This window comes from Kiloniella laminariae DSM 19542, from assembly GCF_000374005.1.
Classification (GTDB): Bacteria; Pseudomonadota; Alphaproteobacteria; order Kiloniellales; family Kiloniellaceae; genus Kiloniella; species Kiloniella laminariae.
The window spans coordinates 110,197-123,718 of the sequence record NZ_KB893157.1 but is presented as its reverse complement, the minus strand read 5'-3'; the positions used below and the strand labels follow the sequence as shown (position 1 = coordinate 123,718).

The window sequence follows — 13,522 nt, the reverse complement described above, 5'->3', positions numbered from 1 at the left end:
AAATTCGGGCCGACATCCTTGCCTGTTATCAGGTGACGTGCGTGCGAGGGTTACCTCTGCGTTTAATTCTAGGACGGTTCAGGCAAAAAAGGAAGAGCTTCCTTGGCGCGGCAGATTGTCTCCCTGTCGGCATGCCGGCGTCAGAGACAAAGCTCTTCATCCCAGGTGAGGAAGGACGATATACTCCTGGGAACGCATTTCCTGCAATCGGCTCGCCGTGCGCTCGAATTCAAATGCCCCATCTCCAGAAGGATAAAGAGCTTCGGGTTCAGCCGCTGCTGACATGACCAGATTGCAACGATGCTCATAGAGCGCATCAATCAAAGACATGAACCGCCTGGCCCTGTCTCTGTTCTCCGGCCCCAGAACCGGTACATCAGAAAGAACAAGCGTGTGATACCGCCCGGCAAGTGCCAGATAATCCCCCGCCCCCAGAGCAGCACCACACAACTCCTCAAACCCGCAGCGGGCAACTTTTCGTGCTGCCCGTCGGATGACCAGTTGCCGCCCCTTTACCAAAATAACGTCCTCTACAGCTTGAGCGCCTTCTGTCAGGGCTTCAAAAGCTGCATCCAGCGCTTTGTCGACACCGCCCCCCAACGGCGTGTGATAGACGGGCAGGTTTCGCATGCGCTCAAGCCGGTAATCCACGCCAGAGTCCAGCTGCAAAATATCCAGCCGCTCCTTCAGAATATCAATAAAGGGCAGGAAATTTTCCCTTTGCAGGCCGTTTTCATAAAGCCGATCCGGTGGCCAGTTGGACGTTGCAACAACAACAACACCCTGTTCGAAAAGACTTTCGAACAGGCGGGCAAGAATCATGGCATCAGCAATATTCACGACATGAAATTCATCGAAGCAAAGAAGCCAGGTTTCCTTCGCCAGTTCCGCGGCAAGATCCGGCAGGGGATCAGCCTTGGTTCCTTTGTACTTTTTCCGCCAGCGGTGCAGCTTCTCCTGAACTTCCAGCATAAAGGCATGAAAGTGTACCCGTCTTTTTGCCTCCAGTGGTGCCACAGAGAAAAACATGTCCATCATGGTAGACTTGCCTGTGCCGACGCCGCCAAAAAGATACAATCCCTGAGGAGGTATCACTTTCCTGCGCCCCAGCCCCAAACGCTCTTTCCAGCCGGACAACCCCGTCGAGGGCTCATAGCTCTTCAAAGCCTGAAAAAGGCTTTGAAGTTTCTCTGCCGCCAGCTGTTGTGCCGGATCGGGGCGCAAATCGCCCTGATTGCGCATTTCCCGATATAGGAAAAGAGGACCTTCACTCATTCGTCTGGACACCACCTGTTATTTTCTCATCAATTCAGAACCTGCCCGCACATCCCCAAGCATAATCAGAGACCGAACCAGTACAACAAGATGTTTGTTAACAACAGAGCCATAACACAGTTGCCGTCAACACCTCCAGCATCTCTCCGATCTTGCACTTATGACGGCGATGTTGGATCATAAAAACCTGAATTGATTGAAATTTCAACAGACACATTCCCCCCGAGAGACTTTACGCCCAAGTCAACTCAGGACGGATCAGGAGACGACGTATGAATGAAGACGCACTCAACATGAGCATCCGCAAGCTGCTGAAAAAAGTTGGCATCACCTCACAACGAGAAATCGAAATCGCCGTGCGCAAAGCCCTAGAGGAGGGCAAACTTTCGGGTAAATCATCATTATCTGTCGCGGTTAAACTTCACCTTCCGGAACTGGGGCTTGACCACGAAATAAAGGGAAAGATCGAACTCGAGTAATTTTTTGAATTTTCTCCGACGGATTTGCTTTTGCCTCACGTTAAGAGAGCACAAGACACTTACAACCGGAGAAATCTGATGATCAGTAAAAAGACCCTGTCACTCGTTGGTGCAATTACTCTTTTGGCTTCAACTGCTGCTTTCGCGGCAGGCGGCGGCAAGTGGGCCAAAGGGATGGAAATGCTGGACAGCAACAAAGACGGTCAGATCACACGTGAAGAACTGCAAAAATTTGAAGAAGAACGTTTCAAGCTGATGGACAGCGATGGTGACGGTCAGATCAGCTTCGCAGAAATGGAAGCGGAAAAGACCGCAAAACGCGCAGAGAGAATGAAAGCCCGTTTTGACCGGATGGATCTTGATGCTTCCGGCAGCCTTTCAGCCGAAGAACTGGCAGCACGCGGGGACAAGATGATGGAACACCTCGATAAAAACAAAGACGGGATCATTACAAAAGACGAATTTCCCCGTCACGCTGATCACAAAAACTGAGACGTTTGCAGTCAGGCGTATATCGATAATGAAGCGAACGGAACATAGCTTGGCCCTCGAAACGGCACAATCGCGGACTCTCGAAGAGGATGCCAGGCTCATGTCCCGGGTGACCCAAGGTGATCCTTTTGCCTGTCGCAATCTGGTTCAGCATCATACCGGTCCCCTGGTCGGACTTGCCCTGCGAATGACAGGGAACAGGCAGGAAGCGGAAGACATTGCACAAGAGGCTTTTGTCAGGCTCTGGAAACAAAGCCCTGACTGGCTCCCCCAGGCAAGAATATCAACCTGGCTATACAGGGTTGTACATAATCTGGCTATTGATGCAATTCGTCGGAGCAAACGCCAGAACACCACGTCGGACGAAAAGATGGAATTCGAAGATCCTGCCCCGGACCAACAACAGAGAATTCAGCAAAGAGACCTTGCTATAAAGGTAGAGACTGCAATTTCGCAATTACCCGAAAGGCAAAGAACAGCCATTACCCTGGTGCATCATCGGGATATGAGCAATAAGGAAGCGGCCTCTGTTATGGACATATCTGTTGATGCCCTTGAATCCCTGCTAGCCCGGGGGCGTCGAAGTTTAAAAGCAACACTCGAACAGCACCGCCACGACTTGTTGGGAGCCCAATCATGACAGAAAAATCCCTGCTGTCGGCCCAAGACCGGGAAGAGCTGACTTTCTTTCTCGACTGTTATGGTGGTTATGAACATCACTGGCCGGAAGAAAACCGTGCCTACATACTCGGTCTGCTCAAGCGTTCAGATGAAGCCCGACAACTACGGCAACAGGCCATTGAACTCGATTATCTGCTCGATCATGCCCTGGCCGAACCTGCTTGTGATCATTTGTATAGCAGGATATTGGCCGAAGCCCCACGCCTTGCTGTCCAGAGAAGTTGGTCTTTCAAAGACATCTGGCGTCCTCTGTCTGCCCTGGCGACAGCAACGGCTTTTGGACTTTTTCTCGGAACGACAACTCCGACCTGGTTACACGAGCAGGATACCAGCGAGGTACAAGAAGCCTATCTCGCCTTTAGCACAACAGACTTTACAGAGAACTTCCTGGAAGGAGATCTAAACTGATGCAAGCCCCATCCAGAAAAACCCTGACATTCCTTTTTGTTGGTTCCCTATTGCTCAATCTCTTTATGGCCGGCCTGATTAGTTCTCATGTCTGGCATGCCCGTTCCTTTGGCCCCGGTCCCCTGGGCGGCTCCGGCGGGGCTTACAGCCAAAAAGGTGGTTGGCGTAATCTTCCCGAGGAACAGCGGACACTTTTCCGCAAAATCTGGCGTGAACACAAGGAAGAGATAAAACCCGGTTTCCAGGAAATGCGTGGTGTTCATGAACGTCTGCGGGAAAACCTCGCTGGAAAAGTAGAGCGGGATGAATTTGAAGCCGCCTACAGGGACTTTTTTAACGAACAAACTGCCGTGCAGAACAAGATGTTTGAAAAGCTCCTTGATATCACCATGACCCTTCCACCTGAACAGCGAAGCCAGTTCCTCTCGCTTTGGGGGATGGGACAGCACAAACATCGTTCTGGGCACAAATCCGAACCCGAGCCAAAACCATAAGGCCTGTAAACCCGGATAAATCAGTGGTGCCCGGAAATAAACAGGTCTTTTTGGCTGCGTTCCGGAACAATCCGGCTCAAAGGCAACGTGACTGAAACTGTCGTCCCCCTGCCCTCCTCACTTATCAGCTCGAGAAGGCCATCGTGGAGCAGACAGAGCTTGTGAGTGATCGACAGCCCCAGGCCAGTGCCCTGACTCTGGCGGGTCATGGAACTGTCCACTTGCCAGAAAGGTTTTGTTACCTCGGAAAGTTTGTCCGCCGGGATACCGATCCCGCTGTCGGCAACCTCTATTCTCACGCCCTGTTCCAGAACCTTGAGCCGGACGGTAATACGCCCGCCACCACGGGTAAATTTAACCGCATTAGACAGAAGGTTGATCAGAATTTGCTTGATCCCCCGGGCATCGGCGAGCACAGGCCGCACCCCTTCTTCAAGCTCGAGGTCAAGCGAAAGTCCGCTGCTCAGCAACCTGGGGCGGATGATGATCAAAGACGAATGTATCATCTCCTTCAGGTCAACCACCTCTTCATTGAGAACAAATTCTCCCGCCTCGATTTTTGACAGGTCCAGAATATCGTTGATCAGATTGAGCAAATGGTCGCCGCTATTGCGAATATCCGCAATATACTCAAGATACTTTTTCGAGCCCACAGGTCCAAAGACCTCGCGTTCGATCAGTTCGGAAAACCCGATAATAGCATTCAGGGGTGTCCGCAGCTCATGGCTCATGTTGGCGAGAAATTCAGACTTCGCCCGGCTTGCAAGTTCTGCCCGCTCCTTCGCCTCCATCAACTGTGCTTCGGCGATCCTCTGCTGGGATATGTCTTCTTTTGTCGCAACAAAATTTGTAATCCTGCCCGTCTCGTCCACCACACTGGAAATTGAGGCCCGTTCCCAGAAAAGTTCGCCGTTTTTTCGACGGTTCTGGAAGACCCCATGCCAGACCCTGCCACTGGTAATGGTTTCCCAGAGATTTTTGTATTCTTCATCCTTTGTATGACCCGATTTGAGAATACTCGGTTTCTGGCCGATAATTTCTTCAGCAGAATAGCCACTGACTGCACAGAAAGTGGGGTTCACATATTCTATTCGCCCGGTTGGATCCGTAATTTCAATAGCAACCGGATTTTGCTCCACTGCCGTTGAGAGTTTTCGTAATGTGCTCTCGGCTCTCTTGCGCAGGGAAATATCATTGATGAAGGTAATCCGCGAGTTTTTCCCATCAAGTATACTGTTCTTGGCACTGACGTTGATTTCAAACCGCGTCCCGTCCCGGCGCAAAGCAGAGGCTTCGTAAGAGTCGCTTTCTCCGCGTGTGATCCGTTCCTGCACCATGACGATATCTTCCGGCGCAATCAGATCCTCGACACCGAGGACAAGCATTTCCTCGTAGGAATAGCCAAACATGCGCAGGGCTGCATGGTTACAATCGATCATACGCCCCTGAGAGTGGAGAAAGATGGCTTCATTTGACAGCTCCGACATGCGGCGGAATCGCTCTTCGCTCACCCGAAGTGCATTTTCCATCCGCTTGCGCGCCGTAATATCCAGACTGACCCCGATCAGGCCGGCAATATTCCCCTGGGCATCCCGAAAGCGCGCCTTGTGCATAAGAATATTCATCACCTCACCATCACCGCGTGTGATTGTGGTTTCCTGCTCCAGTATCCGCCCCTTCTCGAAAGTCTCCTGATCAGTCTGGGTGAAAAAATCGGCCTGTTCTTTCGGAACAAGATCGTAGGCAGTCTTGCCCAGTAACTCTTCCGAGCTGCGCTGCATATTCTCCTGATACATCTTGTTGGAGCCGATGTACTCGCCCTTGATGTTCTTGAAAAAAACCTGCGCCGGGATAGCATCCATCAGATCCTGAAGAAAGTGATTATGCCTTTCCACTTCGGCTTCCGCCTTCTCAAGGCGCTCAAGCCGCTTTTCCCTTCCCCGCCAGATTGACGCGAATTTTCCTGCGCCAACAAGAGCCAAAACCAGCCCGGCCAGATACCCTCCGCTATGGAGCCAGGGCAAGAGGTTATCGATGAACAGCTCTTCCTCCTGGAGCAGTCGACCTGCCACAGCGGCAAGGCTTGCACCTGAAAAAAGTGCCAGAGCTACCACAAAAAAGCACCAGGAGGGATAAAGATCAGCTTTGGTTGGTCGCCGAAACAAGAAATTCCCGGTCAGAATACAAAGGACCGCAGCCAATATTATCTCAGCGATTGCGTCCAGCATCCGGAAAATTTTCCCCTCGTCAAACCTGATCACCTGCAGCCCTGTCAGACAAACCTAACTGGCTGATACTGACCCACCATATCAGGCCACCATAACAGGAAGGAGTAAAAGAAATATATACGTTGCCTGAAAGCAAGACGAAAACCACAGGAAGATCCCATAGTAGGAGATACAACAAAGGTCGACCCCGGGGCCGACCTTTGTTAGAATACTTATTTGTAAGCCTGGTTCAGACTTTTCGTTCGACCATCAGCTTCTTGATTTCGGCAATCGCCTTGGCCGGATTAAGTCCCTTTGGACAGGTTTTTGTACAGTTCATAATCGTATGACAGCGGTAAAGGCGGAAAGGATCTTCAAGGTTATCCAGTCTGCTCCCCGTTTCTTCATCACGGCTATCCGCAATCCAGCGATAGGCCTGGAGAAGAATTGCAGGCCCCAGATAACGATCCCCGTTCCACCAGTAACTCGGGCAGGATGTGGAACAGCAGAAACAGAGAATACATTCCCAGAGACCGTCGAGCTTTTCCCGGTCTTCCGGTGTCTGCAGCCGCTCGCGTTCTGGCGCTGCGGTTGTCGACTTCAGCCAGGGCTCGATCGAGGTGTACTGGGCATAGACATGATTGAGATCCGGCACCAGATCCTTGACCACCGGCATATGCGGCAGCGGATAGATCTTTACCTCATCTCCCTCGGCCACATCAGCACAGTATTTGGTACAGGCCAGTGTATTGGTGCCGTCGATGTTCATGGCACAGGAGCCGCAGACACCCTCACGACAGGAACGGCGAAACGTCAGGGTTGGATCAATCTCGTTTTTGATCTTGATCAGGGCGTCCAAAACCATCGGCCCGCAGTTATCCATGTCCACTTCGTAAACATCTTCATGCGGGTTCTGGCCGTCATCCGGGTTCCAGCGATAGACCCGGAAGGTCTTCGTCTTGCTTGCGCCAGCCGGGGCCGGGTGCTTTTTCCCGTTTTTGTTTATTTTTGAATTGGCCGGAAGTGCAAATTCTACCATTTTTCATTCTCTCCTTGACGCTTTTCCCACCACACGATCAGTAAACGCGTGCTTTTGGTGGGAAGGACTGCACTTCGTCTGACAACGGTTGCAGGTTAACCGGCCGATAATCAAACGTTACAGTCCCGTCAGCGGCACATTTGGCCAGGGTGTGTTTCATCCAGGTTTCATCATTTCGATCCGGGAAGTCTTCACGGGCATGCGCGCCACGACTTTCTTCCCGATTGGCAGCACCGGACATGGTCACCCGGGCCTGATACATCAGGTTGTCCAGTTCCAGTGTCTCAACCAGATCCGAGTTCCAGACCATGGAACGATCCGCCACGGAAATATCGTCTTTCTTGCTCCAGATTGATCCCAGCAGCTCAACGCCTTCCTTGAGACTTTCCCCGGTCCTGAAAACAGCAGCATGGTTCTGCATTGCTTTTTGCATTTCCAGACGGACTTCAGCGGTTTTCATCGTTCCCTTGGCATAGCGCGCCTTGTCCAGACGATCGAGAGAGTTATCCCCTGCGCCTTCTGGAAGCGGCGCCTGTTTGGCTCCAGGTTTCACGGTTTCGATACAATGCAGCGCAGCACCCCGACCGAAGACCACCAGATCCAGCAAAGAGTTTGATCCCAGGCGGTTCGCGCCGTGCACGGATACGCAGGCCGCTTCCCCAATCGCCATCAGGCCAGGCACTTCGGTATTGGAATCACCGTTTTTGCTGGTCACCACATCACCGGTATATTTGCAGGGGATACCGCCCATGTTGTAGTGACAGGTCGGGATCACAGGGATCGGTTCCTTGGACACGTCAACACCGGCAAAAATTCTTGCTGATTCAGCAATTCCCGGCAAACGTTTGTGAATCAGATCCGGGTCAAGATGTTCGATATGCAAGTGAATATGGTCATTTCCGGCACCAACACCCCGGCCATCCCGTATCTCCATGGTCATGGCCCGACTGACCACATCACGACTGGCGAGATCCTTGGCACTTGGGGCATAACGCTCCATAAAGCGTTCGCCTTCAGAGTTGGTCAGATACCCGCCTTCTCCGCGCACACCCTCGGTGATCAGGCAGCCTGCACCATAGATCCCGGTAGGGTGAAACTGGACAAATTCCATATCCTGACAATCGAGACCGGCACGAAGCACCATACCGCCACCATCACCCGTGCAGGTGTGGGCACCTGTGCAGGAGAAGTAAGCCCGACCATAGCCACCCGTTGCCATAATGACCTTCTGGGCCCGGAAGCGGTGGAGCGTTCCGTCATCCAGATTCCAGGCGACAACACCGCGACAGGCGCCATCTTCCATGATCAGGTCGATCGCGAAATATTCGATGAAGAACTCAGCATTGCGACGGAGGCTCTGTTGATAAAGCGTGTGCAGCATGGCGTGACCAGTCCGGTCAGCCGCCGCACAGGTCCGCTGGGCAGTCCCTTCGCCATACCGGGTCGTCATCCCGCCAAAGGGACGCTGATAGATCTTGCCATCTTCTGTCCGGCTGAAAGGCATGCCATAGTGTTCAAGCTCGACAATCGCCGGAACAGCTTCGCGTACCATGTATTCGATTGAATCCTGATCACCAAGCCAGTCTGACCCCTTTACCGTGTCATACATGTGCCAGCGCCAGTCATCTTCCCCCATGTTACCCAGCGAGGCAGAGATGCCGCCTTGCGCCGCAACGGTATGACTTCGGGTCGGGAAGACCTTGGTGATACAGGCTGTTTTCAACCCGGCTTCGGCCAGTCCCAGTGTCGCACGCAACCCGGCGCCACCGGCTCCGACAACGACCACATCATAGGTATGGTCAATAAATTCATATGCTTTCTTGCTAGAAGCAGTGGTCATGGTTTTACCTAGCCCCTGAAAAGAATCATCAAAACGGAAAGAACACCTGTCAGCCCCAACACGATATGGACAGACTGGCTCAGGAACAGGGCCACGACCTTGCAGAATTCGCCGTGAATATAATCTTCAATAACCACCTGCATACCCTGATTGGAGTGCAGAAGTCCGACAGAAATCAGTAGGACCAGCAGACCCGCAACCACGGGAGAGTGGACCCAGTCGATAAATTCGACATAGTCAGCTCCAGCCATCATGGCGACAGAGAAGACAAACCACAGAACCAGAGGCACCAGAGCCAGACTGGTTAAACGCTGGGCCCACCAGTGGGACGATCCTTCCCGGGCAGAGCCAAGCCCGCGTACGCGGGCCAGAGGAGAACGAAGAGACATATCAGGCTCCTCCTACGCTATAAGCCAGAACCCAGAGACCAAGGGTCAGCAAAATACTAACAACAACAACGGCTTTTCCCGAAGCATGAACACTTGGCAGGTCCATTCCCTTGCCGGCATCCCAGTAAAGATGTCGCACGCCATTACAGAGGTGGTAAACCAGCGCAAGCGTCCAGCCAAAAAGCATAAGACGACCGAACCAGGAGCCAAGGAAGGACTGAACGATTTCAAAGTATTCAGCGCCGCTTGCCGCGGCAACCAGCCACCAGATCAGCACCAGCGAACCAACAGAGGTGGCCACGCCCATGATGCGAAAGAGGATGGAGAGGGAGGAAGTAAGTTGAGGACGATATACCTGCAGGTGAGGCGAAAGAGGTCTGTTACCCCTGGTCATATTTTCTTTCCCGATATCGCGCGCCGGTTCCACATTTGTGCTTCGCGCGCATTATATTTTGCAGAACCCAAAGATCAATCGACGTTAAACCGCATCGCAGCATTAGTCAATGCAAGGCGACAAAAACCACTTCAGAAACGACACGAACTAAAAAGTAAAACCAGTCTCGCCCGGCAAGATTTTTTTACTTTATATCCTTCATTAATTCTCAAATAAATGCACCCTGCTGCGGCGCAACAATTTATCAAATCACAGGCGTCACAATCTGTTTATCCAGAGATTTTTTCAACAGCTCCTTTTATTCAAACCCTGCGCGTCCCGGTTACAGCAAAAACAATTTTCTATTCAATAAACAGCCGAATTACAGGAATTTATTACTTTCCAGAGGCAGCCCTCCTTCCAGGCATGCTCTCATCATTCCTGCCCCGTCCCTTTATCCAGGACTCCCTTTGGCATCAAAACCGTATAATCCAGATCAAGTACAACATCAGGATGATAGCCCCCCTGGGCATCATGCAAGGGGAAATCACCACAGTCATTATTCTTGGCCGCAATCAGACGTACCCGAAGCGCCCCGACATCACTGCGTCCTGGCAATTCAATCTTCTCAAGCACTTCGCTCCAGGCATAGATTGTATCTCCGGCAAAGGTAGGCGCGACATGCGTCCCTCCGTTCAGGGCAACCACCTTTACCGCATTTTCCATACCATTGAATGACAGAGAACGGGCAAGCGAGATAATATGGCCGCCATAAATCAAACGGCGACCAAAACGTCCCTGACCTTCGCTATGCTGGTTAAAATGCACCTTGGCCGTATTCTGATAGAGCCTGGTTGCCATCTGGTGCTCGGCTTCTTCGATGGTCATGCCATCGACATGGGCAATCCGTTCTCCCACCGCATAATCACCCCAAAGATAGGACGAACCGGACAAAGCGCTATCAAACCCGGCAAAGGTCATTTCTTCAGGAATAGCAAGATCAGAAGTCCTGACACAGGGGAGTAAATCCGGCACTTCAGCTGCCTGTGACGATTCTTTCTTCTGGGACTGGGTTACAGCAGATTTTCGCACCATGACCCAGCGCACATATTCCAGAACCATTTCCCCATATTGGTTCCGACCTGTTGAACGCACATAGACAACACCGGTCTTACCGTTGGAATTTTCCCTGGTCCCGATCACTTCACTGGTCGTCGTCACCGTGTCTCCCGGAAACAAGGGCACGCCAAAGCGCCCCTCTGCATAGCCGAGATTTGCAACCGCATTCAGGGAAATGTCCGGAACGGTTTTGCCAAAAACAAGATGAAAAGCCAGAAAATCGTCCAGCGGTGCCTGCGCCAAACCAAGTGAGCGGGAGAACTCATCAGAAGACGCAAGCGCAAACCTTGACCCATAGAGAGCCTGATAAAGTGCCTGATCGCCGGACATTGCTGTTCGGGGTGTCGCATGTTTCAAGGACATGCCAACATGAAAATCCTCAAAGAAGTTTCCCTTGTTGGTCTTGTTGCTCCCAAGGTTTTCTTTTTCCGAAGACATTGCCTTACCCCTTATGGTTATTCCGGACAGTCACCCCGGATGGTGTCGGCAACTCTTTATCAAGTCGGCACAACACCACATCATCACCCCGATTATGCAGGACCAATCAGGCCCCCCAATAAGCTTCAAGTTCTCTGATTGCCTCGGCTGTCGCCAGAATACGCTTTGCCTCGACGGCATGGAGGTTTTCAATCAGTTTACCATCGAGAATGGCAACGCCCTTACCTTCTTTCAGCGCAGCGTTATAAGCAACGACAACGGCCTGGGCCCATTCTATCGCCTCTTCAGAGGGACCGAAGACTTTATTCGCCACATCGACAGTTTTGGGGTGTATCAGGGTCTTGCCATCAAAGCCCAATTCACGCCCCTGTCGGCAGGACTCCAGCAGGCCTTCATCGTCTTTCAGATCCAGATAAACCCCGTCAAGGATGGCCAGCTTGTAGGCCCTAGCCGCCAGCAGGCATAGGCCAAGCGAGGTCAGGACCGGCAAACGCATGCCTGTGTGCTGGGCCTGCAGATCCTTGACCAGATCCGATGTCCCCATCACCAAACAGGAAATCCGCTTTGAGGCCCCGGCGATCTGTTTTGCGCAAAGCATCCCCATTGGCGTTTCCATCATACACATGATCGACATTTCAGGCGGCGCCCCCGCGCCAACCATCATGGCTTCAAGTGCGATTACCTGTTCTGCGGTCTCGACCTTGGGCAGGAGAATGGCGTCCGCTTTGGTTTTTGCAATGGTTCGGACATCTTCCATCCCCCATTCGGTATCCAGCGGGTTGATTCTGACAATAATTTCCCGGCTCCCATAGCCCCCTTTTTTGATCGCCCGCACGACCTCCCCCCGGGCTTCCGGCTTTTTATCGCCAGCAACAGCATCTTCCAGATCCAGGATCAGGGCATCCGCAGCTACAGACCTCCCCTTCTCCAGTGCTCGAGGGTTTGACCCCGGCATATAAAGCACTGATCGGCGGGGCCGGTGAGATTCGGTCATGGAAGTCTCCTGAAGTTCAAAAGCCTGCTGTTTTTCCGCCATTTTAATCAGACGATTATCGTTTTACTGCAGTGCAGCATATTGCTTTTTTACCAATGACACTATTGCCAAACAGAAATAGCACCTGTGCCATAATGGAAAATAAACCGTTAAGAAAAAAGTCCATGAAATAATAACAGATAACAATAAAATGAAAGCCTGCTTCCAAAAAAGAAGCAGGCTTTCAACAAGCTTTACCGGAAAATTCTGAATTTTAAGGGCAGGTCATTCTGCCTGATATTGAACAACCTGCTGATCAATTCGACCAAAAATTGAATGACCATCCCTGTCCTGCATTTCAATGGCTATCCGGTCACCAAACTTCATGAAGGACGTAACAGGCGCCCCTTGAGCAATGGTCTCAATCATTCGGATTTCGGCAAGACAGGAATAACCCAGCCCCCCCATGGAAACAGGTTTACCCGGCCCGCCATCCTGCTTGTTTGAAACGGTCCCCGAACCAACAATAGCTCCCGCCCCCAGCGGGCGGGTTTTTGCGGCATGCGCGACAATTTCCGGGAAGCTGAAAGTCATGTCCACCCCGGCTTCCGGCTTGCCAAACAGCTCTCCGTTTAACCAGGACTGCAGCGGCAGATGCACCTTGCCATCCTGCCAGAATGTTCCCAGCTCATCCGGTGTGACGGCAACCGGCGAAAAAGCACTGGAAGGTTTGGATTGAAAAAAACCAAACCCCTTGGCCAGTTCCGCAGGGATCAGCCCTCTCAGGGACACATCGTTGACCAGCATCAACAGCTTGATGTGACCAGCGGCATCAGCCGCATCGACACCCATCGGGGTATCGTCGGTGATCACAGCAATCTCGGCTTCAAAGTCGATTCCCCAGCTCTCTGAAGCCAGCGGAATATCATCTCTTGGCCCGATAAAGCTGTCCGATCCGCCCTGATACATCAGGGGATCGCTCCAGAAGCTCTCGGGCAACTCGGCCCCACGCGCCTTGCGAACCAGCTCGACGTGATTGACATAGGCCGAGCCGTCCGCCCATTGATAGGAACGTGGCAAAGGAGATGCGCAGGAGGCCTGTTCAAACGCAGCTGCACCCGCGAATTCGGCTCCTTTGCGGTTCAGATCCTGATACACCAGATCCAGCTTTGGGGCAGTTTGGCCCCAGTCATCCAGCGCGGATTGAAGTGTCTCTGCTATTTCACTAACAGGAACACAGAGTTCAAGGTCACGGCTGACAACAACCAGCTGACCGTCGCGGGTGCCGTTTTTATATGTCGCGAGTTTCATCTAT

The 13,522-nt window shown here is 52.2% G+C and carries 14 protein-coding genes; 5 read left to right on the top strand and 9 right to left on the bottom strand.

Annotated elements, in window-relative coordinates:
- Positions 1–156: 156 nt before the first annotated feature.
- Positions 157–1,275 carry a cell division protein ZapE gene (zapE, locus tag B152_RS0113690; RefSeq protein WP_020592996.1) on the bottom strand — a complete coding sequence of 373 codons (1,119 nt, stop codon included), beginning with the start codon at positions 1,273–1,275 and terminating at the stop codon, positions 157–159.
- Positions 1,276–1,547: 272 nt separating this feature from the next.
- Between zapE and B152_RS0113685 the strand changes: the two genes are divergently transcribed.
- The 5 genes from B152_RS0113685 to B152_RS0113665 all read left to right on the top strand — a co-directional run bounded on the left by B152_RS0113685 (position 1,548) and on the right by B152_RS0113665 (position 3,829).
- The gene (locus B152_RS0113685; protein ID WP_020592995.1) at positions 1,548–1,754 is read left to right on the top strand and encodes a DUF6494 family protein; all 207 of its coding nucleotides are present in this window, start codon (positions 1,548–1,550) and stop codon (positions 1,752–1,754) included.
- Between the two features lie 78 nt (positions 1,755–1,832).
- On the top strand, positions 1,833–2,246 hold the full coding sequence (locus B152_RS0113680) for an EF-hand domain-containing protein (protein ID WP_020592994.1): 414 nt from the start codon (positions 1,833–1,835) through the stop codon (positions 2,244–2,246).
- Between the two features lie 28 nt (positions 2,247–2,274).
- Positions 2,275–2,886 (top strand): RNA polymerase sigma factor, encoded by a 612-nt coding sequence (locus B152_RS23765; protein WP_020592993.1) that lies wholly within the window; start codon positions 2,275–2,277, stop codon positions 2,884–2,886.
- Positions 2,883–3,335, top strand: a complete 453-nt coding sequence (locus tag B152_RS0113670; RefSeq protein ID WP_020592992.1) for a hypothetical protein — start codon at positions 2,883–2,885, stop codon at positions 3,333–3,335. Before B152_RS23765 ends, B152_RS0113670 begins: the two co-directional genes overlap by 4 nt.
- Complete coding sequence (locus B152_RS0113665) at positions 3,335–3,829, top strand: periplasmic heavy metal sensor (RefSeq protein ID WP_020592991.1); 495 nt, start codon at positions 3,335–3,337, stop codon at positions 3,827–3,829. Before B152_RS0113670 ends, B152_RS0113665 begins: the two co-directional genes overlap by 1 nt.
- Positions 3,830–3,849: 20 nt before the next feature.
- Here the strand turns inward: B152_RS0113665 and B152_RS23760 are convergent, their stop codons facing one another.
- The 8 genes from B152_RS23760 to B152_RS0113625 form a co-directional block, all read right to left on the bottom strand.
- Positions 3,850–6,057 carry a PAS domain-containing sensor histidine kinase gene (locus B152_RS23760; protein ID WP_157231088.1) on the bottom strand — a complete coding sequence of 736 codons (2,208 nt, stop codon included), beginning with the start codon at positions 6,055–6,057 and terminating at the stop codon, positions 3,850–3,852.
- Between the two features lie 229 nt (positions 6,058–6,286).
- The gene (locus tag B152_RS0113655) at positions 6,287–7,075 is read right to left on the bottom strand and encodes a succinate dehydrogenase iron-sulfur subunit (RefSeq protein ID WP_020592989.1); all 789 of its coding nucleotides are present in this window, start codon (positions 7,073–7,075) and stop codon (positions 6,287–6,289) included.
- Positions 7,076–7,112: 37 nt separating this feature from the next.
- Complete coding sequence (sdhA, locus tag B152_RS0113650; RefSeq protein ID WP_020592988.1) at positions 7,113–8,915, bottom strand: succinate dehydrogenase flavoprotein subunit; 1,803 nt, start codon at positions 8,913–8,915, stop codon at positions 7,113–7,115.
- Between the two features lie 8 nt (positions 8,916–8,923).
- Positions 8,924–9,304, bottom strand: coding sequence for a succinate dehydrogenase, hydrophobic membrane anchor protein (gene sdhD / locus B152_RS0113645; protein ID WP_020592987.1), 381 nt, complete (start codon positions 9,302–9,304; stop codon positions 8,924–8,926).
- 1 nt (position 9,305) lies between these two features.
- Complete coding sequence (sdhC, locus tag B152_RS0113640) at positions 9,306–9,698, bottom strand: succinate dehydrogenase, cytochrome b556 subunit (protein ID WP_033406473.1); 393 nt, start codon at positions 9,696–9,698, stop codon at positions 9,306–9,308.
- Positions 9,699–10,112: 414 nt separating this feature from the next.
- Positions 10,113–11,234 (bottom strand): MaoC family dehydratase, encoded by a 1,122-nt coding sequence (locus B152_RS0113635; RefSeq protein ID WP_020592985.1) that lies wholly within the window; start codon positions 11,232–11,234, stop codon positions 10,113–10,115.
- 106 nt (positions 11,235–11,340) lie between these two features.
- Entirely contained in the window at positions 11,341–12,228 is an 888-nt protein-coding gene (locus B152_RS0113630; RefSeq protein WP_026261552.1) for an HpcH/HpaI aldolase/citrate lyase family protein, read from the bottom strand.
- 264 nt (positions 12,229–12,492) lie between these two features.
- Complete coding sequence (locus tag B152_RS0113625) at positions 12,493–13,518, bottom strand: fumarylacetoacetate hydrolase family protein (RefSeq protein WP_020592983.1); 1,026 nt, start codon at positions 13,516–13,518, stop codon at positions 12,493–12,495.
- Positions 13,519–13,522: the final 4 nt, after the last annotated feature.